At 75.9% G+C, this 21,396-nt stretch carries 18 protein-coding genes and 1 tRNA gene; 10 read left to right on the forward strand and 9 right to left on the reverse strand.

Features of this window, described 5'->3' with window-relative positions; all coding sequences use genetic code 11:
* Nucleotides 1-38: 38 nt before the first annotated feature.
* The gene (locus tag AC07B0_RS27555; protein WP_467296901.1) at nucleotides 39-602 is read right to left on the reverse strand and encodes an FHA domain-containing protein; all 564 of its coding nucleotides are present in this window, start codon (nucleotides 600-602) and stop codon (nucleotides 39-41) included.
* A gap of 110 nt (nucleotides 603-712) precedes the next feature.
* Here AC07B0_RS27555 and treZ point away from each other — a divergent pair, with 110 nt between their 5' ends.
* On the forward strand, nucleotides 713-2,464 hold the full coding sequence (gene treZ, locus AC07B0_RS27560) for a malto-oligosyltrehalose trehalohydrolase (RefSeq protein WP_478899123.1): 1,752 nt from the start codon (nucleotides 713-715) through the stop codon (nucleotides 2,462-2,464).
* Nucleotides 2,465-2,525: 61 nt separating this feature from the next.
* Here the strand turns inward: treZ and AC07B0_RS27565 are convergent, their stop codons facing one another.
* Together AC07B0_RS27565 and AC07B0_RS27570 are read right to left on the reverse strand one after the other, a co-directional pair.
* Complete coding sequence (locus tag AC07B0_RS27565; protein WP_469379111.1) at nucleotides 2,526-3,659, reverse strand: M24 family metallopeptidase; 1,134 nt, start codon at nucleotides 3,657-3,659, stop codon at nucleotides 2,526-2,528.
* Nucleotides 3,649-4,500 (reverse strand): LysR family transcriptional regulator, encoded by an 852-nt coding sequence (locus AC07B0_RS27570; RefSeq protein ID WP_478899124.1) that lies wholly within the window; start codon nucleotides 4,498-4,500, stop codon nucleotides 3,649-3,651. The genes AC07B0_RS27565 and AC07B0_RS27570 overlap by 11 nt, the downstream gene beginning before the upstream one ends.
* Before the next feature lie 87 nt (nucleotides 4,501-4,587).
* On the opposite strand from AC07B0_RS27570, the gene AC07B0_RS27575 reads away from it, so the two are divergent.
* Together AC07B0_RS27575 and AC07B0_RS27580 are read left to right on the forward strand one after the other, a co-directional pair.
* On the forward strand, nucleotides 4,588-5,370 hold the full coding sequence (locus AC07B0_RS27575) for a CTP synthase C-terminal region-related (seleno)protein (protein ID WP_467296909.1): 783 nt from the start codon (nucleotides 4,588-4,590) through the stop codon (nucleotides 5,368-5,370).
* A 74-nt stretch (nucleotides 5,371-5,444) separates the two neighbouring features.
* Nucleotides 5,445-5,517 (forward strand) — tRNA-His (locus AC07B0_RS27580).
* A 61-nt stretch (nucleotides 5,518-5,578) separates the two neighbouring features.
* On the opposite strand, the gene AC07B0_RS27585 is transcribed toward AC07B0_RS27580, so the two are convergent.
* Nucleotides 5,579-6,334 carry an alpha/beta fold hydrolase gene (locus AC07B0_RS27585; RefSeq protein WP_478899125.1) on the reverse strand — a complete coding sequence of 252 codons (756 nt, stop codon included), beginning with the start codon at nucleotides 6,332-6,334 and terminating at the stop codon, nucleotides 5,579-5,581.
* A 132-nt stretch (nucleotides 6,335-6,466) separates the two neighbouring features.
* On the reverse strand, nucleotides 6,467-8,530 hold the full coding sequence (locus AC07B0_RS27590) for a phosphocholine-specific phospholipase C (protein ID WP_356883506.1): 2,064 nt from the start codon (nucleotides 8,528-8,530) through the stop codon (nucleotides 6,467-6,469).
* A gap of 506 nt (nucleotides 8,531-9,036) precedes the next feature.
* Here AC07B0_RS27590 and AC07B0_RS27595 point away from each other — a divergent pair.
* The 7 genes from AC07B0_RS27595 to AC07B0_RS27625 all read left to right on the forward strand — a co-directional run bounded on the left by AC07B0_RS27595 (nucleotide 9,037) and on the right by AC07B0_RS27625 (nucleotide 18,122).
* On the forward strand, nucleotides 9,037-11,826 hold the full coding sequence (locus AC07B0_RS27595; RefSeq protein WP_478899126.1) for a GTPase-associated protein 1-related protein: 2,790 nt from the start codon (nucleotides 9,037-9,039) through the stop codon (nucleotides 11,824-11,826).
* Between the two features lie 160 nt (nucleotides 11,827-11,986).
* Nucleotides 11,987-13,009 (forward strand): 3-oxoacyl-ACP synthase III family protein, encoded by a 1,023-nt coding sequence (locus AC07B0_RS27600; RefSeq protein ID WP_478899127.1) that lies wholly within the window; start codon nucleotides 11,987-11,989, stop codon nucleotides 13,007-13,009.
* A complete protein-coding gene (locus AC07B0_RS27605) occupies nucleotides 13,006-13,749 on the forward strand; it encodes a glycosyltransferase family 2 protein (RefSeq protein WP_478899128.1) in 744 nt (247 codons plus the stop codon). The genes AC07B0_RS27600 and AC07B0_RS27605 overlap by 4 nt, the downstream gene beginning before the upstream one ends.
* A complete protein-coding gene (locus AC07B0_RS27610; protein WP_478899129.1) occupies nucleotides 13,749-15,311 on the forward strand; it encodes an AMP-binding protein in 1,563 nt (520 codons plus the stop codon). Before AC07B0_RS27605 ends, AC07B0_RS27610 begins: the two co-directional genes overlap by 1 nt.
* Nucleotides 15,308-16,105 carry a glycosyltransferase family 2 protein gene (locus AC07B0_RS27615; RefSeq protein ID WP_478899130.1) on the forward strand — a complete coding sequence of 266 codons (798 nt, stop codon included), beginning with the start codon at nucleotides 15,308-15,310 and terminating at the stop codon, nucleotides 16,103-16,105. The genes AC07B0_RS27610 and AC07B0_RS27615 overlap by 4 nt, the downstream gene beginning before the upstream one ends.
* On the forward strand, nucleotides 16,102-17,208 hold the full coding sequence (locus AC07B0_RS27620) for a cytochrome P450 (protein WP_469379127.1): 1,107 nt from the start codon (nucleotides 16,102-16,104) through the stop codon (nucleotides 17,206-17,208). Before AC07B0_RS27615 ends, AC07B0_RS27620 begins: the two co-directional genes overlap by 4 nt.
* 2 nt (nucleotides 17,209-17,210) lie before the next feature.
* The gene (locus AC07B0_RS27625; RefSeq protein ID WP_478899176.1) at nucleotides 17,211-18,122 is read left to right on the forward strand and encodes an NAD-dependent epimerase/dehydratase family protein; all 912 of its coding nucleotides are present in this window, start codon (nucleotides 17,211-17,213) and stop codon (nucleotides 18,120-18,122) included.
* On the opposite strand, the gene msrB is transcribed toward AC07B0_RS27625, so the two are convergent.
* From msrB to AC07B0_RS27645, 4 genes are all read right to left on the reverse strand, one after another.
* Nucleotides 18,094-18,510, reverse strand: coding sequence for a peptide-methionine (R)-S-oxide reductase MsrB (msrB, locus tag AC07B0_RS27630; RefSeq protein ID WP_356878021.1), 417 nt, complete (start codon nucleotides 18,508-18,510; stop codon nucleotides 18,094-18,096). The two genes, AC07B0_RS27625 and msrB, sit on opposite strands and share 29 nt — an antisense overlap.
* A 15-nt stretch (nucleotides 18,511-18,525) precedes the next feature.
* Entirely contained in the window at nucleotides 18,526-19,920 is a 1,395-nt protein-coding gene (gene murC, locus AC07B0_RS27635; RefSeq protein ID WP_356878022.1) for a UDP-N-acetylmuramate--L-alanine ligase, read from the reverse strand.
* A gap of 67 nt (nucleotides 19,921-19,987) precedes the next feature.
* Entirely contained in the window at nucleotides 19,988-20,455 is a 468-nt protein-coding gene (locus AC07B0_RS27640; RefSeq protein ID WP_469379130.1) for an indole-3-glycerol phosphate synthase, read from the reverse strand.
* Nucleotides 20,456-20,604: 149 nt separating this feature from the next.
* Entirely contained in the window at nucleotides 20,605-21,387 is a 783-nt protein-coding gene (locus AC07B0_RS27645) for a pyrimidine reductase family protein (RefSeq protein ID WP_467296929.1), read from the reverse strand.
* Nucleotides 21,388-21,396: the final 9 nt, after the last annotated feature.

Raw genomic sequence — 21,396 nt, forward strand, 5'->3', positions numbered from 1 at the left:
GGGGTCCGCCGCCCGGCCGGGGCCGGTCCGAGGAGCCGTCAGTTCGCGGAGAGCCGGAACGTCATCTGTCCGAAGCCGATCTGGTCGCCGTCGCGGACCACGGCGGAGCCGGAGACGCGGGTGCCGTTGACGGTGGTGCCGTTGGTCGAACCGAGGTCCTTGATCACCCACAGACCGTCGCGCATGCTCAGTTCGGCGTGCGCCCGCGAGACGGTGTCGTGGCTGAGCCGCAGGCCGTTGCCCGGATCGCGGCCGATCCGCAGCGGTCCGGCGCCCGGGTGCGGGAGCAGGAGGCGGGGCAGCCGCTCGGCCTGCCAGGCCCGCCGCACGCCGACCGACACGGCCGAGGCGCGGCCCACCCAGCCGAACAGCCGACGGCTCCACGGGGTTTCGGCGGCCTCGCGGGTCTGGAGGTCCGCGGTGAGGACGGCGAGGTCCTCGGCGCGGCGGGCGGCGAGCGCGAGTTCCATCCGCCGGAGGAAGGTGTCGTGCGAAAGCCTGCCGAGGGCCGCACCCTCCCTGAGCTGGCCCAGCGCCCGGTCGCGCTCGGCGTCGGAGAGCCGCGGAGCGGGGTAGGCGGGGAACTCGAAACTCGACGTCACAGGGTGATTGTCGGCCCGTCGGGTGCGGAGTGTCCAGAACTCCTCCGGCGGGCCCGGAATGATGGGCACGATACGCATGCTGGACACCGCCGGAGACGAGGGGACCGTCCGTGCAGTTCGAGGTATGGGCACCGCTGACAGGTCGGGTCGCCATGCGACTGAACGACACCGCCTACGAGATGACGCCCGACCGGGATCCCGGCCGCGCCGGCTGGTGGGTCCTGGACGCCCCGGCCGCCGACGGCGACCGGTACGGGTTCCTGCTGGGGGACGACCCGGTGGTCCGCCCGGACCCGCGCGGGCGGCGGCTGCCGGACGGGCCCGACGGGCTCTCCGCGGTCGTGGACTTCGAGCCGCTCACCCCGCGCGGCCCGGCGCCGCGGACCCCGCTCCAGGACGCGGTCCTGTACGAGCTGCACGTCGGGACGTTCACCCCCGAGGGCACCTTCGACGCGGCCGCGGCGCGGCTGGTGCACCTCACCGCGCTGGGGGTGACGCACGTCGAGCTGATGCCGGTCTGCTCCTTCCCGGGCCGGCACGGCTGGGGGTACGACGGGGTGGCGCCCTGGGCGGTGCACGAGCCGTACGGCGGCCCGGCGGGGCTGGCCCGCTTCGTGGAGGCCGCGCACGCCGCGGGGCTGGGGGTGGTGCTGGACGTGGTCCACAACCACCTGGGCCCCTCCGGCAACCACCTCCCCGCCTTCGGGCCGTACTTCACCGACACCCACCACACGCCGTGGGGCGCGGCGGTGAACCTGGACGCGGCGGGCTCCGACGAGGTGCGGGCGTACTTCCTGGACAGTGCGCTGGCCTGGCTGCGGGACTACCGGATCGACGGGCTGCGGCTGGACGCGGTGCACGCGCTCGCGGACGACCGGGCGCTGACGTTCCTGGAGGAACTGGCGGCGGCCGTGGACGCGCTGGCGGCCGAGACCGCCCGGCCGCTGTTCCTGATCGCCGAGTCCGACCGGTGCGACCCGCGCACCACGACCCCCCGCGCCACGGGCGGACTGGGCCTGCACGCGCAGTGGAACGACGACTTCCACCACGCCCTGCACTGCGCGCTGACCGGGGAGTCCCAGGGCTACTACGCGGATTTCGCCGCGGCCCCGCTCGGCGCCCTCACCAAGACCCTGACCCGGGCCTTCTTCCACGACGGGACCTGGTCCTCCTTCCGGGGCCGTACGCACGGCCGCCCGGTGGACCGGCGCCGCACCCCCGCGCACCGGTTCCTCGGCTACACGCAGACCCACGACCAGATCGGCAACCGGGCGCTCGGTGACCGGCTGTCGGCCTCCCTCTCCCCCGGGCTGCTGGCCTGCGCGGCGACGGTGGCGCTGACCGGGCCCTTCGTGCCGATGCTGTTCATGGGCGAGGAGTGGGGGGCGGGCACCCCCTGGCAGTACTTCACCGACCATCCCGACCCGGAGCTCGCGGAGGCGGTGCGCGCCGGGCGGCGGCGGGAGTTCACGGCGCACGGCTGGAAGGCGGAGGAGGTCCCGGACCCGCAGGACGCGGCGACCCGCGACCGCTCCTGCCTGGACTGGGCGGAGCCCGAACGGGCCGCGCACGCCCGGCTGCTGGACTGGTACCGGACCCTGGTCTCGCTGCGCCGCACCCAGCCGGACCTGCGCGACCCGGACCTCGCGGCGGTGCGGGTCGCGCACGACGAGGAGCGCCGCTGGCTGACCTTCCGGCGGGGCGACGTCCGGGTGGCGGTGAACCTGGCTCCGGAGCCGGTGACGATCGCGCTGGGCCGCAACGGGGTGCGGGTGCTGGCCTCGTGGGAGCCGGCGGAGCATCCGGGGCCGGACGGGCGGATCCACGTACCGGGCGAGTCGGCGGTGATCCTCGGGCACTGACCGGCGGGGGCGGTGGCCCGCGGGGGCCTGCCGTCCCGCCCGGGGTGCCGTCCCGCCCGGGCTACTCGACGACGGCCATCTCGCGCGGGGCGTTGTTCAGGCGGCGGCAGCCGTCCGCGGTCACGGTGACGATGTCCTCGATGCGGACGCCGAAGCGGCCCGGCAGGTAGATGCCGGGCTCGACGGAGAAGCACATGCCGGGGACGAGGGGCTGTTCCTCGCCCTCGACCATGTACGGCGGTTCGTGGGTGGTGACGCCGATGCCGTGGCCGGTGCGGTGGACGAACCGGTCTCCGTAGCCGAACTCGGTGATCACCGCACGGGCGGCCCGGTCGACCTCCTGGCAGGCGACGCCGGGGCGGACGGCCGCCACGCCGGCCTGCTGGGCCTCGCGGACCACGTCGTGGACGCGCTGTTCCTCGGGGGTCGGCTCACCGACGTGCACGGTGCGGGAGATGTCGGATCCGTAGCCGTGCTTGAGGCCGCCGAAGTCGAGGACGACCATGTCGCCGCGGGCGATGACGCGTTCGCCGGCCTCGTGGTGCGGGTTGGCGCCGTTGGGGCCGGAGCCGACGACGGTGAAGTCGACCTGGGAGTGGCCGTGCACGCGCAGCAGTCCGGCCAGGTCCTCGGCCACCTCGCTCTCGCGGCGGCCCTCGAAGGGGACGTGCAGGATCTGCGCGTAGGCGGCGTCGGCGGCGGCCCCGGCGGCTTCGAGCCGCGCCAGTTCCCGTTCGTCCTTGACGGCGCGGAGCATGGGCAGGGCGTCGGTGAGGGGGGCGTAGGAGGTGGCGGGCAACTCCCTTTGCAGGCCCAGCAGGTGCAGCGCCCAGGTGTTGTCGCTGACCCCGAAGCGGCCGCCGCTGTCGAGGAGCGGCGCGGTGGTGCCGTACGGGTTCCCGCCGTCGGTCCAGTCGCGCAGGGTCAGCGCGCCCGCGCCGGGCGCCTTCTCGGCGTCGGGTGCCTCCAGGGCGGGGACGACCAGGACCGGGTCGCGGTCGGCGGCGAGGACGAGCAGGGTGAGCCGTTCGGTCTCGGCGGTCGGGCGGTAGCCGGTGAGGTGGACCAGGTCGGGCCCGGGGGCGATCAGCAGGCCGGCCAGTCCCGCGTCGGCGGCGGTCCGCGCGGCGGCCGCCATCCGGGCCGCGTAGTCGGCGGTCGTGAAGGGGGCGGGGGCGGTGGGTTCAGAGGTCATACGGGGATCCTGCCGCGAGCCGTGCGGCGAGGGCCGCGGCCGCGCCGGTCACGCTCCCGGGCGTGAGCAGTTCCGTACGGTGCACCAGGCGCGGCGCGGACAGCGGTACGCACACACCGGCGCCGGCGGCCCCGGCGACGCGCGGCGGCAGCAGGACGAGGCCGTGCCCGGCGGCGGCGAGGGCGCACAGGGCGTACAGGTCGGTGCCTTCGTAGCGGACGGAGCCGCGGGCGGCGGTGAGCGGGCGGCCCACGCCGGGGGCGTCCAGCCAGCGCGCGTCGGCGAGGTCGTCGAGGCGGACGGCGGCCCGTCCGGCGAGGGGGTGTCCGGCGGGCAGCAGCAGGGCCAGCGCCTCCTCGCCGACGCCGGTGACGGTGAGGGGGGCCACGTCGGGCAGCCGCAGCGGGTCGCTGGGCGCGGCCAGGCCGTCGACGAGCCCGAGGTCGCAGCCGCCGGTGGCGACGGCGGCGGGCACCTCGTCCGGGGGCAGGACGCGCAGGGTGACCCCGGTGGCGGGCAGCGCGGCGAGCAGGGCCGGCCCGACGGCCAGCGGGGAGGCGGCGAGGGTGACCCGGCCGGGCGGCGCGGCGGCCAGGCGCAGGACGTCGGCGCGGGCCGCGTCGAGGCGCAGCAGCAGCGGCCCGGCGTGCTCCAGCAGCCGCTCCCCGGCCGCGGTGGGCGCGACGGGCCTGCGGGTGAGCAGCTCGGTGCGCAGGTCCGCCTCCAGCGCGGCGATGTGCTGGGAGACGGCCGACTGGGTGTAGCCGAGCTCGCGGGCGGCCGCCGAGAAGGAGGCGAGGCGGGTCACGGTGACGAAGGTGCGGAGCAGGTGCGGGTCCATCCCTCCAGCATGTCATCAGCGCTGCTTATCGAAGGTGCAGGAACAATCGTTGGCGCTGAACGGCGTGGGGGTCGCAGGATGATCGTCATGAAGACCGCTCCGATCGCCCGGATCGCCCTCGTCGGCGACCGCTCCCCGCACGTGACCTCCCACACCCGCGTCCCGGTCCTGCTGGACTCCCTGGCCTCCCGCGACGGGCTCGTCCTCGACGCGTACTGGATCCCCACGGCCGGCGCGGAGGCCGAGGCGGCCGCGGGCACCCTGGCCCGCTTCGACGCGGTGTGGGTGCTGCCCGGCAGCCCGTATGCCAGCGAGGCCGGGGCGGTCGCCGCGATCCGGGTGGCCCGCGAGGAGGGCGTCCCGTTCCTCGGCACCTGCGGCGGCTTCCAGCACGCGCTGCTGGAGTACGCCCGCAACGTGTGCGGGCTGACGGGCGCGGCGCACGCCGAGAACGACCCCGGGGCGGGCGACCCGCTGATCGCGCCGCTCGCCTGTTCGCTCGTCGGGCACGAGGGCCTCGTACGGGCCGAGCCGGGCTCGCTCGCCGAGTCCGCGCTGGGCGCCGAGCGGTCGATGGAGCGCTACCACTGCGACTACGGACCGGCGCCCCGGCACCTGCCCGCGCTCACCGCGCACGGGCTGCGGCTTTCGGGGCACGACGAGGACGGGCAGGTGCGCGTGGCCGAGCTGCCGGGGCACCCCTTCTTCCTCGCGACGCTCTTCCAGCCGGAGCTGTCCGGCGACGGCACCCGGCCGCACCCGATCGTGCGGGCCCTCGCCGCGGCGGCCGTGGAGCGGGCCGCGCGCCGCGAGGAGGGCTTCGCCGGGCGGCTCGCGGCCACCCTGTCCGGGAGCCGGTCCGCCGGATAAGGCGTCGCGGGACCACCCTTCTGATCGGCTATGCTGTGCTTGCACGTCGAACGGGTGGTCCGCCGCCCTTCGTGGTGGGTGTAGCTCAGTTGGTAGAGCACCTGGTTGTGGTCCAGGTGGCCGCGGGTTCAAGTCCCGTCACTCACCCTTTTGATCCCCGTGGGGTACGAGGTCCGCCTCGTACCCCACGGGTTTTTTCGTGTCCCGGCTAGCCGCGGAGGAAGGCCTCCACCTCGGTGGCGAAGGCGACCGGGGTCTCGTGCGGCGGGTAGTGGCCGGAGCCCGGGAGCGTGACGACGCGGCAGTTCGGATACCAGGCCTGCCACGTGGCGCGCATCACGTCGGCCGTCAGCGCGAGGTCGTACTCCCCCACCAGGACCAGCACCGGCACCGTGCTGCCCTTGACGGCCGACGACAGGTCCAGCGGCTGCCAGCTCGCGAGGTAGCCGGTGACGGCCTCGGGGCGGGAGACCGCGACCGAGTGGGCGACCATCCCCTCCAGCCAGTGGCGGCTCACCCGGTGGCCGGTCACCAGGTCGATGATGGCGCGGCGCTTGTCCGGGTCGGCGGCGGCGCCGTGGAAGAGGGCGTGGGTCTGGTCGTCCATCGCGTAGGGCGCGGCCGGGACCGGCGCCAGCCCGATCAGCTTCTCGATCCGCTCGGGGGCCCGTACGAGGACCTGCTGGACGGCCTTGCCGCCCATGGAGTGCCCGAGCAGGGAGAAGGTGTCCCAGCCCAGCTGGTCGGCGAGTTCGAGGACGTCGTCGGCGATCTCGGGAAGGCTGTAGCGGCCGGGGACGTCCCGCCGCTCGCCGTAGCCCCGGTAGTCGAGGAACGCGTACGAGAACTCCCGCGGGTCCAGATGGTCCAGTACGGAGCCCCAGTTGGCGGAGGTCCCGAACCAGTCGTGCAGCACGATGACGCGGACGGGTCCGGTGCCGATCCTGCGATGGGCGATGGCCATGCGGTCTCCTTCGGTGACGGAGATGACAGCGACGCCGTACCTCTGCCCACCCGGCCCGCGGTCACACCACGCTCCGGCCGCCGGGCGGGCCCCGGTCCGGTCGGGTGGTCCGACCGGACCGGGGTTCCCTGGTCAGACGGTCTTGATCGCCGGGTCGGAGACGCCCGGGGCGCCCGTCTCCACGTGACCGGCGAACCGGCGCAGGAACGTCGCGTCGGCGTCCGAGACCACCTTCACGTCGTACCAGCGGTCCGTGGCGCGCAGGTCCACCGTGTGGGAGACGCTCGCGCCGGCGTTGACCTTGAAGGTCTGGGCGGCGCCGCCGTAGGCGTTGCTCACCGTGAGGTTCACCGCGGCCGTGCCCCCGTTGGTCAGGGTCAGGGCCAGGTTGCCGCTCGCGTCGACGTGGCGGGCCGTGACCTCGGGGCCGGCCTTCTTCGCCGGGCCCTTCCAGGCGCGCAGGAACCCGTTGGGACCCCACACGGTGAGGTTGATCTGGTTGCCGGTGGACGCGCTGGTGCTCCAGGTGTCGGACAGGGTCTTGCCCGCCTCCACCGTGTAGGGCCACGGGCCGTCGGTGCGGTTGCCGGACGTGCTGTGGAAGTGGGCGCCCAGCGACGGGCCGGAGGCGAAGGTCAGCGTGAACTTGCCGGTGGAGACGGTGGCCTTGCCGTCCACGTACGGGCTGTAGCGCAGGGCGCGGGTCGGCTTGCCGCCCGCCTCCTGCTTCGGCAGGGTCCCCGTGGCCGGCGGGGTCGGGTGGTAGGACGGGTGACGGTCCTTGTCCGGCGGCACGTACCCGGCCGTGGAGGGCAGCGCGGCCGGCGCCGCGTCCGCGCGGGTGAAGTCGAACGCCGAGGTCAGGTCGCCGCACACCGCGCGGCGCCACGGCGAGATGTTCGGCTCCTGCACGCCGAAGCGCTTCTCCATGAAGCGGATCACCGAGGTGTGGTCGAAGGTCTCGGAGCAGACGTAGCCGCCCTTGCTCCACGGGGAGACCACGATCATCGGCACGCGCGGGCCGAGCCCGTACGGCCCGGCCGCGTAGCCGCCGCCCCCGGCGTACAGGTCGCGGGTGACGTCGGCGGTGGACAGGCCCCACGCCGAGGAGGTGGGCGGGTACGGCGGGACCACGTGGTCGAAGAAGCCGTCGTTCTCGTCGTACGTGATGAACAGGGCGGTCTTCGCCCAGACGGCCGGGTTCGCGGTCAGCGCGTCCAGGACCTGCGAGATGTACCAGGCGCCGAAGTTCGTCGGCCAGTTGGAGTGCTCGCTGAACGCCTCGGGGGCGGCGATGTAGGAGACCTGCGGCAGGGTGCCGCCCACCACGTCGGCGCGCAGCCGGTCGAAGTACCCTTCGCCCGCCTTGACGTTGGTGCCCGTACGGGCCTTCTCGTACAGGGCGCTGCCCGGCTGGGCGTTGCGGTAGGTGTTGAAGTACAGCAGCGAGTTGTCGCCGTAGTTGCCGCGGAAGGCGTCGTTGATCCAGCCCCAGGAACCCGCCGCGTTCAGGCCGTCGCCGATGTCCTGGTACACCTTCCAGGAGACCCCGGCCGACTCCAGGCGCTCGGGGTAGGTCTTCCAGCCGTAGCCCAGCTCCTGGTTGCCGAGGACGGGGCCGCCGCCGGTGCCGTCGTTGCCCGTGTGACCCGTCCACAGGTAGTAGCGGTTGGGGTCGGTGGCTCCGATGAACGAGCAGTGGTAGGCGTCGCACACGGTGAAGGCGTCGGCCAGGGCGTAGTGGAACGGGATGTCGTTCCGGGTCATGTACGACATGGTCGTGGCCGTCTTCGCCGGGATCCACTTGTCGTACTTGCCGTTGTTGTAGGCCTGGTGGCCGCCGGCCCAGTCGTGGTTCAGGCCCTCCAGGAACTGCATCCCGAGGTCCTCCACGTCCGGGTGGAAGGGGAGGACGTCCTTCGTCCCGTTGGACTGGTGGAAGACCGACTTGCCGTTGTCCTGGAGCACGGGGCGGGGGTCCCCGAAACCGCGGACGCCCTTCATGGCTCCGAAGTAGTGGTCGAAGGAACGGTTCTCCTGCATGAGGACGACGACGTGCTCGATGTCCTGGATGGTCCCGGTGCCGCCCTGTGCGGCGGGGATCGCCGCGGCGCGCGCGATGCTCTCGTTCAGCATCGTGAGCGCGGCGGTCCCGCCGGCGATCTGAAGGAACCTGCGTCGGTTGAGTTCAGCCATGGGTGACGACCTCTGGAGGTGAGGGGGGAGTCGAGGGGCGCCCCAAGGACAGCCGCCCCGGGGTACCGGACGGAGATCCCCGTCTGACGTCGGGCCGTACAGCGGGCGAACGGAAAGCCCCGGGGAAAGGCCTCCCGCACGGACCCCGGATCTGCTGGAATGACCTTCCACACACTGCACGGGGGGCGCAGACGCATGGCGGCGACCGAGTTCGGGCCGGTGGCTCCGCCGGTGGAACGGTACGGGGAACTCCGCGCGGCGCAACAGCCCCTGGAGGCACACCACTTCACCGCGCGCCCGGCGCGGGGGCGGCGCGTCCGGGATCCGATACCCGCCGGGGCGGGCCGTCGGCGGCCGCCGGGCGCCGGCCGGCCGGAGGGCGCGTCCGGGGAAGACGCCTTGGCCGCGGGGGCCTCGCGGCCGGGAAGAGCCGCCGGGCCCGAGGGGAACGCCCGGCCGCAGCCGGCCGCCCGGCCGGGAAGGGCCGCCGGGCCGGAGGGGGACGCGTGAGCCTCGCCCAGGTCCACTACGCGGGGGCCCCTGACGGGCCGCCCGGCCTGCGGGGTACCGGATCCCGGTTCACCGCGGTCACCCCCGGCGTCCCCGCCGCGCTGCTGCGCGAGGCGGAGCGGCTGATCGGGTACGAGCCGCCCGAGGACGCCCCGCCGCGCCCGACGGAGGAGCAACTGGCGTCGTTCCCGGTGGCGCTGAGCCTGAGCACGCTCTCCGACGGGAGCCGGCTGCTGGCCCGTACGGTGTGCACCGGCGCCGACCCGGACGACCCCGCCGGCCGCCCCGGCGGCTTCCACGCGCACGCCGTGCACCTGCCCGGACCGGACGGTTCCGGGGCGGTCCAGGGGGCCCTGCCGATCACGGCCTGGGGCTCACCGCAGTGGGCCTCGCGGACCCCGCCCGGCGGCCCGCCCCCGCCGCTCGCGAAGGTGCCCGCACCGGGACGGCACGACGCGGCCGCGCTGGCGGCGTTCGTCGCGGCGCGGGGACCGTGGCTGGAGGGGTTCTTCGCGGACGTGCGGCGGCTCGGGACGGATCCCGGGGCCCCGCGGATCGTGCTGGTGGAGCCGGACAGCGGGGACGTGGCCCGCTGGGTGATGCTGGCGTGCAGCGTGCTGCCGCACCGGCGGGGGCAGTGGCTCACGTTCACCACCTACACGCGGCGTCCGGAACGCGCCCCGCAGCAGCTGATCGGCGTACGGCCCGGCGGGGACGGGCGCGTTGCCGGGGCGGAGCAGCGGTACCGGATCCACGCCCCCGCGCGCGAGCCCGCACCGGCCGGCTCCGCGCCGTCCGCGCACCCGTGGGCGCGGACCGCCGCCCGGGTCTGGCTCGCGGGGCGCCCGCAGCTGTTCGCGGAGGTGCGCCGGCTGCCCGGCGACCCCTACGACGCGGGCCCGCTGGCCGCGCTCGCCCTGGCCGCCGGGATCCCCCTGGACGCACCGGCCCGCGCGAAGGCCGCCGACTGGGCCGCCGAACACGGGGACGCGCTGGACGACACCCGCCTCGACGCCCTCCACCGGGCACTGAACCGGCCCGCCCGCCCCGAACAGCCGCCCGCCCCCCCGGCCGACCGACCCGCCGGACCCGGCCACACGACCGCACCCGACCACGCCGAACCCACCGGACCGGCCACCGGACAACAGGACGCGCCCGACGACACCCGCCCCGAGCGGGCGCTGCCCGCGCCCGGCGGCGGGGCGCACGTCAGCGGTGGCCGGCCGGGCGCGGTGAGCCCGGCCGGACGCCGGAGCGCGGCGCACGACGTGTGGCTCGACGCGCTGGAACCGCCGTCCGGGCCGGGCCCGTCGGCGCCGGGTGCGGACGGCGGCCCGCCGCAGCGGGCGGCGGGCCCGCTGGAAGCCGCCGGGCACCGGGATGCCGTGGGCGGCGTACGGCGCGAGGCGGCGGGCCCGGCCGGCGCGCCCGGCCCGGCCTTGCCCGCGGCGGTTCCGGTCGCGGGCGACGGCCCGGAAGGGGCGGGTGGCCGGCTCGCACGGGTGGCCGACGCCCTCGGGGCGGACCCGGCCGCGCCGCTGCCGGAGGTGGCCCGCAAGCTGGCGTTCGCGCTGCTGGGCGATCCGCGGCGGGCGTACGGGGAGGACGTACGGGCCGGGCTGACGGAGCTGCCGGCGCTCCGGGTCCTCGTACTCGACCGGCTGGACGCCCTCGCCGCGGGCGATCCGCCCGCCGGGGTCCGGCTGTTCGCCCGTACCGGGCTGCGGCTGGGGGCCGCGGAGGCGGTACCGCATCTGCACCTGTGCGAGCGGGCCGCCGAGGTGACGCGGGACGAGCCGGACCGGGTCGTCGCCCTCGACACCCTGCTCCGGGCCTGCGGGGTCTCCCTGTACGCCGAACCGCTGGTGCTGCGCACGGGGATGCGGCTCGTGTGGGACGGGGACCCGCCCGGGGCGGACGAGGCCCTGCTGGTACTGGCGACGACGGGCGCGCCGGTCCACCGGGACGCGGGCACCTGGGAGCTGCTCGCGCAGGCCGCGACCCGGGCCCCGGCGGGGGATCCGACGGCGGCGGACCTCGCGCGGGAGGTCCTGGACCGGTTCGGGGCGGAACTCCCCGACCGGCTGCGGCAGGCCCTGCGGGCGACGGCGGAGGCAGCGGCCGGGACCGGAACCCCTGCCCGGACCGGAACGCCGGCGGCGGCCGGGGCGGCGCCCGCCCCCGTACGGCAGGCCGCTCCCCCGCCGCGGGAACCCGGACCCGGGACCCGGGAGCACGCCCTCGCGCTCGCCGCGGCCCGGCTGCTGGCGCCGGACCCGCCCGACCCGGCCGCGGTGCGGGCGCTGATCGACAGCGAGGACGCCGCGCTGCTGGCCGCGTACCGGCAGGCGGCGCGGGACCCCCGGGTCGGGGAGCTGCTGCGCCGTTCGCCGCGCTACCTCGCGGGCTGCTTCGCCGTGTGGTCCTCGCATCCGCAGGCGGGCCCGCGCTGGCAGGAGACCCGGGAGGACCTGCTGTCCGGCGTGCTCCGGCCCGCCGTACGGGACCTGCCGCCCGCGGCGCTCGCCGAAGCCGAGGAGGAACTGGCGGGGCTCGGCGGGCGCCGGGCGGAGGAGTTCCGTGCCTGGTGCCGCCCGAAGCCCTTCGCCCGGCTGCGCGCCGGGCTGCGCGCCCGGCTGTCCGGGACCGGGCGCCGCCGGCTCCCGCCCGACCCCGCACCGGAGCGCGAAAGCGCGGCCGCCGCCCCCGACGGCCCGGCCGGCGCGGACTGGGCCGGGATCACCCCCCGCCGCCGGAACCCCGAGCGGGACGGGCCCGCCGCGTAACGCCCCCGGCGGCGGGCCCGGGCCCGACCGCCCCGCCCGGTGTCCTCCCGTCCCGGTGGGACCGGGCGGGCGGAGCCCGGGGCTCCTACTCAGCGGCCCCGCAAGGGATCTGAGCATCCGTACTCAGGCCCCGGCGCGGCCGCCTTGTCATCGTGAGGGCATGCTCATTCAGCCCTGTGATCCGCCTCCGCGCGCCGGGATAACCGCCGTCGGCAGCCTGTTGCCGGAGGACGTCCTGACCTCCGACGACCTCCAGCGGGAAGTGGCCCGCCCCGGCGGTCTCGCGCTGCCGCCGGGGATCCTGACCAAGGCCACCGGAATCGTCTCCCGCCGCGTCGCGGCCGAGGGGGTGTACGCGTCCACGCTGGCCGCGGGCGCGGCCCGCCGGGCCCTGGACTCCGCCGGTCTGACCCCGCACGACGTGGACCTGCTGGTGTTCGCCTCGGCGTCCCGGGACATGGTCGAGCCGGCCACCGCGCACATCGTGCAGGCCGAACTCGGCTCCCGGGCCCACGCCCTGGACGTGACGAACGCCTGCAACAGCTTCGTCAACGGCATCGACCTCGCCCAGACGATGGTCCTCGCCGGACGGGCGCGCCGGGCCCTGGTGGTCACCGGGGAGACCCCGAGCCGGGCCGTGCGGAAGGCTCCGGCGGACTTCGCGGAGTTCCGCGACGGGTTCGCGGGCTACACCTTCGGCGATGCCGGGGCGGCCGTGGTCGTGGAGGCCGTGGAGCGGGGCGGGATCCTCGACGTGGACACCGAGACGCATTCGGAGCACTGGGAGGTCGGTGGCATCCCGGGCGGCGGTTCGCGGCACCCGCGGGGGGACTCGTACACGTACTTCCAGGGCGACGGCCACGAGTTGCGCGGGGTGTTCGAGAAGGTGGGCACCGCGGTCGTCGACCGGACGCTGCACCGGGCGGGCACGGACTGGGACGGCTTCGCGAAGGTGCTCGTGCACCAGGTGACGGTGCCCTACCTGGAGCGGTTCGCGGAGCTGACGGGGGTGCCCGCCGAGAAGCTGGTGGTCACGGTCCCGGAGCTCGGGAACGTGGCGAGCGCGAGCATCGGGGTGCAGCTGGACCGGGTGTTCACCGCACTGGCCCCGGGCGAACGGGTGCTGTTCGTCGGTCTCGGCGGCGGGATCAGCATCATGACGATGGTCTGGGAGAAGTCGTGAACGCCCGCATGTGGGTGGTGGTGCCCGCGCACGAGGAGGAGCTCCGGCTCGCCGGGACGCTGCGGGCGCTGGCCGCGCAGCGGGACCGGGACTTCACCCTGCTGGTCGTGGACAACGCCTCGGCGGACGGCACCGGGGACATCGCGCGGGCGTTCGCGGCGGACGCGCCGTTCCCGGTGGAGGTCATCGAGGAGCCGGACAAGGGGGTCGGCTCGGCCGTGGACACCGGTTTCCGGTACGCGATCGCGCGCGGTGCGAGCCTGCTGGCCCGGACGGACGCCGACTGTCTGCCCCGGCCCGGCTGGACGGGCGCGGCGCGGGCCGCGCTGCGGGAGCGGCCGGGGCTGGTGTGCGGGCGGATCGTCGCGCGGGGCGACGAGCACGGCCCGCTCGGCCGGGCCGTGTTCGCGGGCCTGGTCTCGGTGGCCGCGCTGTTCGGGCGGCTGCGGCCCGGGCACGCCCGCCGCAACGGCTACCGGGCCCCGTACCGGATGCACGCGGGGAACAACATGGCGATCACCGCCGAGCTGTACCTGGCCGTCGGCGGGATGCCCCGGCGCCCCTCCCCCACGGACCGGCTCTTCCTCAACGCCGTGCGCCGCCACACCGACCGCATCAGCCGCTGCCGGTCGATGGTCGTGGAGAACTCCACGCGCCGGATCAGGGCGTACGGGATCGCCGGCACGGCCCGCTGGTACCTCGACCAGGGCAGCGGCGCGCACGGAACGGACCCGCGCTGATGCTGGACCGGCTCGGACACGCGCTGCGTTCCCGGCCCGAGCGGCCGGCGGTCCTGGCCCCGAGCCGTACGGGCGCCACCCGGGTGCGTGCCACCCGGGGCGAACTCGCCGACCTGGCCGACGCGTACGCCGCCGCGCTGCACGCGCGCGGCCTGCGGGCCGGGGACACCGTCGGGGTGGCGGTACGGCCCGGGCCGCGCGCCCTTGCGGTGCTGCTGGCCCTGTGGCGGCTCGGGCTGCGCGGCGCGGTCCTCGACCCGGGGGCCGGGGCGGAGGTGCTGCGGGCCCGGCTCGCGCTGGCCCGGCCCGGCCTGGTGCTCGCCGACGCGGCCGCGCAGGCGGTAGCGGGGTGGGCCCGGCCGCTGGCCCGCCGGTCGGGGCTGGAGCTGCCGGAGCTGTCCGGTCTGGGGCCGGTGGCCACCGTCGGCCGCCGGCTGCCGGGGTGTGCGCCCGCGCTGGAGTCGGGGGCGCCCCGGACCGGGGTGCCGGCCGCCCGGGACGCGGACGGCGACGCGGTGATCGTGTTCACCTCGGGCACCACGTCCCGGCCGCGTGCGGTGGTGCACAGCCGGGCGGGGCTGGGCGCGGGCATGGAGACGGTGTCCGCCCTCTTCGCGCCCGGCTCCGGCGGCGGTGACGCGCCGGTGCTGGGCGGGACGTTCTTCGTGCTCGTGCCCGCCCTGACCCGCGGGGCGCCGGTCGCCCTGCCGGCCCGCTCGCCGCGGGTGCTGGCCCGGCAGCTGGCGCGGCTGCGGCCCGAGGACACCTATCTGACGCCGCCGCAGCTGCGGGACGCCCTGGACGCGGGGGCCCGGTTCACGGGCCGGGTGTGGACGGGTTCGGCTCCGGCGAGCGCCGGGCTGCTGCACCGGGTCCGGCAGGCGGGCGCGGACGAGGCCTGGGGGGTGTACGCGCTGACCGAACTGTTCCCGGCGGCCGCGGTGGAGTCCCGGGAGAAGACCGCCTTCGAGGGGGCCGGTGACCTGGTGGGCGCCCCGCTGCCCGGGGTGCGGGCCGTCCGGGACGACGCCGGTCAGCTGCTGCTGACCGGGCCCGCGGCCCGGCACCGCTACCTGGGGGAGGAACCCGATCCGTGGGTGCGTACGGGAGACCGGGCGCGGCTGGACCCGGCCGGGCGGATCGTCCTGGAGGGCCGCTGCAAGGACATGGTGCTGCGGCGGGCGGAGAACATCTACCCGGGCCTGTACGAGCCCGCGCTGCACGTGCCCGGGGTGGAGCTGGGCGTGCTCGTCGGGATTCCGGCGGGCGACGGGGACGAACGGCTCGTCGCGGTGGTCCAGCCGCGGCGCGGAGTCGCCGAACCGGCCCTGCGCGCCGCCCTGTCGGGCCCGCTGCGGCGGATGGGCTCGGCCCGGCCGGACGCGCTGCTGTTCGCGCGGATCCCGCTGTCGGGGCGCTCCCGCAAACCGGACCGGGCGGCGGCCTCGGCCCTGGCGGCGGCCCGGCTGGGCGTGCGGGGTACGGCCGGCGCGCCGGGTCAGGGCCAGGGCCAGGGCCAGGGCCGGGGCCAGGGCCGGGGCCGGGGCCGGGGCCGCGGATGAGGGCGCCGCACCGGGGCCCGCGGGAGGCGGACACCGGGCCGGACCTGTGGGTGGTCGTGCCCGCGTACAACGAGGAGCGGGCGATCGGGGCCACGCTGGCCGCGCTCGCCGCCCAGGACGACACCGGCTTCTCGCTGGTGGTCGTCGACAACGCCTCCACCGACGGGACCGCCCGGATCGTACGGGAGTTCGCCCGGTCGGCGCCCTTCCCGGTGGTGCTGGTCTCCGAGTCCGAGCCCGGCGCGGGGACGGCCGCCGACACCGGTTTCCGGTACGCGGTGCGCGGCGGGGCGCGACTGCTGCTGCGTACGGACGCGGACTGTCTGCCCGCCCGGGACTGGACGGCCGTCGCCCGGGCGGAGTTCGGGCGCGGCGGCGAGATGCTGTGCGGGCGCAGCGTGCCGCGCCGCGACGAGCGGCCCGGCTTCGCCGAGGCCCGGCTGCTGCCCGCGCTGGTCCGGCTGACGTCCCTGTACGGGCGCTTCCGGGCCGCGCACCGGGATCCGTGCTACCGGGCCCCGTACGTGCTGTGCCACGGCCACAACCTGGGGATCACCGCCGGTCTGTACCTGCGCTGCGGCGGTGCTCCGAGGGAGCCGCTGGAGGAGGGTTCGGAGGACGTGGAGCTCCTCAACCGGGCCCGGCAGCACAGCGCGCGGATCGTACGGGTCGAACGGCTCGTCGTGGAGAACAGTCTGCGGCGGCTGCGGTCCTGGGGTGCCCGGCGCACCCTCCTGTGGTACTGGGACCGGCGCTACCGGCCCGCCGACACGAAAGAGGTCCACGTCCGATGAGCACCACCCGTGCGGAGGCCACCGGCCACGCGAAGGCCCGGCGCCGGGACCGCCTCGTCTACCTGCGCAGCCATCCGCTGCTGTTCGGGCTGCTGGCGGCGACCCGGGGGCGGGGCGTGCGCCGGCTGGGCGGGACGCTGCTGGTGCACGACGCGGACGCGTACCGCGAGGCGCTGACCCGGCTGCCGCTGGACCGTGCGGCCGCGGGTACCACGGGCGGGGCGGCGCGGGCCGCGCTGCGCGGGGCCGGGGACGTGCTGTTCGACCAGGAGGGCGCGGGGCACCGGGCGGACCGGCGGTCGCTGGCGCGGCGGCTGGGCGCGGAGGGGATCGCGGAACTCCGGCCGGTGTGGCGGCCGTTGCTGGAGCGCGGGTGCGCCCCGCTGGCCGGGGGCGGGGAGGTGGACGTGGTGGCGCTCGCGCGGGAGGCGGCCGGGACGGTGGCCGGCGCCCTGCTGGGGTCGGAGGCGGAGCCGGTGGCGCTGGCTCAGGCCGCGGCGCGGGCCGCGGCGGCTTCGGTGCGCGGCCACCTGCCGGGCCCGCCCCGCCCCGGGGCGGCGGCCGCGGCGGTCCGGGAGGCGGAGCGGCTGCGGACGCTGCTCGGGGGCGGGGACGCGCTGTCCTCGATGGTGGCGGTGGCCGCGGTGAACACCACGGTGGCGGCGGTGCCCCGGGCGGTCGCCTGGTGTGCGGACGCGGGCCTGTGGGGGCAGGCGGCGGACGCGGAGCTGCGGCCGCGGCTGGCGGAGGAGCTGTTGCGGGTGACGGCGGCCTCGCCGGTGCTGCCGCGGGTGGCGGCGGCGGCCGGGTCGGTGGGCGGCTGTCCGGTGCGCGGCGGTGACCGGCTGGTGCTGGTGGCCCGGCACGCGGCGGGGGCGCACCGGCGGGACCCGGACGCGCGGGATCCGGCGGGGCCGGGGGCGGCGCGGCTGGTGTTCGGGGCGGGGCCGCACGCGTGTCCCGGGGCGCGGCTGGCGGCCGTCCTGCTGGGCGACGTACTGGAGGAGCTGGCTCCGTACCGTCCGGTGGTGACGCGGGCGCGGGTGGACCGGCGGGCGGCGCTGCCCGGCTGGCGGTCGCTGACGGTGCGGGCGGGGGCGTGAGGATGCGGATCGCGGTGACGGGGGCGAGCGGGTTCTGCGGCGGGCAGGTGGCCCGGTCGGCGGCCGCGGCGGGGGCTTCGGTGGTGTGCGTGGGCCGTCGGCCGGGGCCGGTGGGGGAACACCGGTTCTGGGACGCGGCCCGGGAGGTGCCGGACCTGGCGGGTGCGGACTTCGTGGTGCACTGCGCGGCGGCCGTGGGCGATCCGGCGCCGGGCTCGCGGGCGGAGGCGGCGATGCGCGCGGTGAACGAGGGCGGTACGGCGCGGCTGCTGCGGGCGGCGGCGGGGCGGCCGGTGGTGTGGGTGAGCAGCGCCAGCGTGTACGACCCGCGGCGGTCGCGGGAGCGGGTCACGGAGGACCATCCGCGGGCGGGGCACCTGAACGCGTACGGCCGTACGAAGGCGGCGGGCGAGGCGCTGGCGCTGGCCGGGGGCGCCGTGGTGCTGCGTCCGAGGGCGGTCTACGGGCCGGGCGACACGCAGCTGCTGCCCCGGCTGCTGTCCAAGGTCCGGGCGGGGACGCTGTGGCTGCCGGGCCCGGACGTGCGGCTGAGCCTGACGGCGGTGGAGAACCTGGCGGACGCCTGTCTGGTGGCGGCCGGCTGGGCACCGGGCGCGTACAACGTGGCGGACGCGGAGCCGTACGGGCGGGACGCGGCGGTGGGGGCGGTGCTGCGGGCGCACGGGGTGCGGGCCCGGATCCGGCACCTGCCGCTGCCGGTGGCGTTCGCGGTGGCCCGGGCGGCGGAGTCGGCGGCGCGGCTCGGCGGCTCGGAGCCGTTCCTGAGCCGGTACGCGGTGGACCAGCTGGCCCGCCCGGTGGTGCTGGACGTGGGCAGGGCCCGGTCGCGGGGGTGGACCCCGCGCCGGACCCTGGAGGACCACCTCAGCTCGCTGCGGGCTCCTCGGGCGTGAGGCGCAGCGAGATGCTGTTGATGCAGTACCGCTGGTCGGTGGGGGTCGGGTAACCCTCACCTTCGAACACGTGGCCGAGGTGGGAGCCGCAGGTGGCGCAGCGGACCTCGGTGCGGACCATCCCGTGGGAGGTGTCCGCGATCAGCTCGACGGCCTCGGTGTCCTTGGGGTCGAAGAAGGACGGCCAGCCGCAGTGCGATTCGAACTTCTCCGTGGAGCGGAACAGCTCGGCGCCGCAGCCGCGGCAGGAGTAGACGCCCTCCGTCTTGGTGTCGGTGTACTCGCCGCGGAAGGCCGGCTCGGTGCCCGCCAGGCGCAGCACCTGGTACTCGGACGGGGTCAGCTCGGCCTGCCACTGCTCGTCCGTCTTCTGGACCTCGTACGCCATGACGTTCCCGCTCCCTCAGTTCGACAGGCGGGCGAGGATCTGCGGTCCCAGATCCGTGACGTCGCCCGCGCCCATCGTGAGAACGAGATCACCGGGCTTGGCCATTCCCGCGATGACGTCGGCGACGGCCTCCTTGGAGTGCTCGGCGGTGACGTCGGCGCCCGCGTTCCGGGCCGCGGTGATGATGATCTCGCTGGTGATCCCGGGGATCGGGTCCTCGCGGGCCGGGTAGATGTCGAGGACCACGGAGGCGTCGGCGAGGGCCAGGGCCTGGCCCATCTCCTTGCCGAGCTCCTGGGTGCGGGAGAAGAGGTGGGGCTGGAAGACGACCAGGATGCGGGAGTCCCCGGCGGCGCCGCGGATGGCTTCGAGGTCGGCGGTCATCTCGGTCGGGTGGTGCGCGTACGAGTCGATGACCTGCACGCCGGCCGACTCGCCCTTGAGCTGGAGGCGGCGCTTGACGCCGGTGTACTTGCCGAGGGCGGAGGCCAGGTTGTGCGCCGGGATGCCGAGGGCGACGCCGGCGGCGAGCGCGGCGACGGCGTTGTGCGCGTAGTGCCGGCCGGGGACGGAGACGGTGAAGGTCAGCATCCGGTCCTGGAGGACGACGGTGACCTCGCTGGTCAGACCGCGCGGGGTGATCTTGGTGATGCGGACGTCGGCGGTGTCCTCCTCGCCGTACGTGACGATCTGGAGGCCGGGGTTGCCCGCGACCCGGGCGGCGATCTCGGCGGCGCCGGCCTGGCCGTGGGCGACGACGAGGGTGCCGCCGGGCACGATCTTGGAGACGAAGGTCTCGAAGGACTCGTAGATCTCCTCCATCGACGCGTAGTTCGCGTGGTGGTCGAGCTCCGCGTTGAGGATGATCGCGACCTGCGGGGCGTACTTGTGGAAGCTGCGGTCGCTCTCGTCCGCCTCGGCCACGAAGATGTCGCCGTCGCCGTGGTGGGCGTTGGAACCGGGGGCGTCCAGGTCGCCGCCGATGGCGTACGAGGGCTCCAGGCCGAGCGCCGAGAGGGAGACCGCCAGCATCGACGTGGTGGTGGTCTTGCCGTGGGTACCGGCGACGGCGATGGGCCGCAGGCCCTCCATCACGCCGGCGAGGGCGTCCGAGCGGTGCACGACGGGGATGCCGAGCTCGGCGGCCCGGGCGAGCTCGGGGTTGTCGGCGCGGATGGCGCTGGAGACGACCACGCAGGTGGAGTCGTCGGCGAGGTGGCCGGCGGCGTGCCCGACGTGGACCGTGGCCCCGTGGGCGCGCAGCGCCTGGGCGGTCTCGGAGTCACGGGAGTCGCTGCCGGCCACCCGCGCGCCGCGCTGCGCGAGGATCTTCGCGATGCCGGACATGCCGGCGCCGCCGATGCCGATGAAGTGGGGCCGTTCCATCGCGGTCGGCAGGCCGGGCTTCATTCAGGTCGCTCCAGGATCGTGTGCGGGGTGCGTCGTGTGCGGGGCTGTGCGGTGTGACCGCCCCAGCCTATTCGTTGTGGGCGAAGAGCTTGAGCACCGGAACCCCGACCTTGTGCCGGGCCCGGGAGGCCCAGTCCCGGTGGAAGAACTCCTCGACGAAGTGCGGGGCGGTCAGGACGATCACCTCGTCGGCGTTCGTCTCGTCCACGACGGCCTTCAGCTTGTCGAGGGGATGGTCCTCGACGATCTGGCCGGCGGCCGTGGCCCCCTTCGCGCGCAGGGCGGTCAGGGAGTGTTCGAGGGCCACGGCCGCGGGTCCCCTGGCCTGGTCCCCCTCGGGTTCGTCACCCTCATGGATGGCCTCGGGAAGCTCACCGAGCGCTACGTCGTCGATGGCACGGAGCAGTCGGTCCTGGTCGCCCCGGGGTTGCATGAGGACGACGAAGGAGACCTGGTCGTCTCCGTGCAGGGTGGTGACGAAGTCCACGTCCACCGTGGTCAGCGGCTGCTCGATCATCAATACGCTCGTGAACACGGACGCCCTCTCCTTCATGGGCCGGGGCCGGTCGGCCGGCCCCTGCGGAAACCATCCTGCCCCGCTGTCCCGCGGAGCCTTGCGCAGATATGTGTGCCCAGGTATGTGCCCGGCGGAAGCAAAGCGGAACGACAAATTCCGCCTCTTTGTCAGATCCGACGGTAGCTCGTGAACAGGAACCCGGCCTCTTCCAGTACGCGGGCCGGCACGAGCCGGTGCGGAACCGTGACGGAGGGGCCGCCGGCGATCCGCTGGGCGTCACCCGCCGTGAGCATCGGGGAGATCGTGAGGCACAGCTCGTCCAGCACGTCGGCGGCCACGAACTGGCCCAGCAGCCTCGGCCCGCCCTCGGTGAGCTGACGCCGCAGCCCGCGCCCGGCCAGCTCCCGCACCGCCCGGCCGGGGTCCACGACGGCCCCCTCGCCCGCGACGACCACCTCGGCCCCGGCCTTGCGGGCCGCCTCCACCCGGTCCGCGGGCGCGGCGGCCCCCGTGAGCACCAGGGTCGGCTCCAGCGGGGACGTGAACAGCGGCAGGCCGAAGTCCAGGTCCATGCTCGCGGTGATCACCGCGATGGCGGGGGCGGGCCCCTGCCCGGCCGCCTCGCGGCGGGCCGCGAAGGCCTCCCGCGCCCGGGCCGGACGGTACCCCTCCTGACGAACCGTTTCCGCTCCGACGACCACCACATCGGCCAGCGCCCGCAGGGTGCCGAAGATCCGCATGTCGGTCTCACCGGAGATGGGCTGCGAGCGCCCGTCGTGCTGGGCGGCCCCGTCCAGGGTGGAGACCATGTTCGCCCGCAGCCAGTGCGCGCCGGGGGCGAGCTCGGGGTAGGCGTAGGCGTCCGCGATCTCGTCCAGCGACCACTCGTGGCCGGCCGGGTCCTGGGACGGGGCTGATGTCTGATCGGTCACAGGGAACAGGCGTCGCATCGGTGCAGT

The sequence above is a fragment of the Streptomyces sp. NPDC044704 genome, assembly GCF_056433525.1.

Excerpts from the sequence above, each read along its gene's own strand:
- AC07B0_RS27565 (WP_469379111.1), bottom strand. The coding sequence starts at position 3,659 with ATGACCTCTGAACCCACCGCCCCCGCCCCCTTCACGACCGCCGACTAC.
- AC07B0_RS27570 (WP_478899124.1), bottom strand. The coding sequence starts at position 4,500 with ATGGACCCGCACCTGCTCCGCACCTTCGTCACCGTGACCCGCCTCGCC.
- AC07B0_RS27575 (WP_467296909.1), top strand. The coding sequence starts at position 4,588 with ATGAAGACCGCTCCGATCGCCCGGATCGCCCTCGTCGGCGACCGCTCC.
- AC07B0_RS27585 (WP_478899125.1), bottom strand. The coding sequence starts at position 6,334 with ATGGCCATCGCCCATCGCAGGATCGGCACCGGACCCGTCCGCGTCATC.
- AC07B0_RS27590 (WP_356883506.1), bottom strand. The coding sequence starts at position 8,530 with ATGGCTGAACTCAACCGACGCAGGTTCCTTCAGATCGCCGGCGGGACC.
- AC07B0_RS27600 (WP_478899127.1), top strand. The coding sequence starts at position 11,987 with ATGCTCATTCAGCCCTGTGATCCGCCTCCGCGCGCCGGGATAACCGCC.
- AC07B0_RS27610 (WP_478899129.1), top strand. The coding sequence starts at position 13,749 with ATGCTGGACCGGCTCGGACACGCGCTGCGTTCCCGGCCCGAGCGGCCG.
- AC07B0_RS27615 (WP_478899130.1), top strand. The coding sequence starts at position 15,308 with ATGAGGGCGCCGCACCGGGGCCCGCGGGAGGCGGACACCGGGCCGGAC.
- AC07B0_RS27620 (WP_469379127.1), top strand. The coding sequence starts at position 16,102 with ATGAGCACCACCCGTGCGGAGGCCACCGGCCACGCGAAGGCCCGGCGC.
- AC07B0_RS27625 (WP_478899176.1), top strand. The coding sequence starts at position 17,211 with ATGCGGATCGCGGTGACGGGGGCGAGCGGGTTCTGCGGCGGGCAGGTG.
- msrB (WP_356878021.1), bottom strand. The coding sequence starts at position 18,510 with ATGGCGTACGAGGTCCAGAAGACGGACGAGCAGTGGCAGGCCGAGCTG.
- murC (WP_356878022.1), bottom strand. The coding sequence starts at position 19,920 with ATGAAGCCCGGCCTGCCGACCGCGATGGAACGGCCCCACTTCATCGGC.
- AC07B0_RS27645 (WP_467296929.1), bottom strand. The coding sequence starts at position 21,387 with ATGCGACGCCTGTTCCCTGTGACCGATCAGACATCAGCCCCGTCCCAG.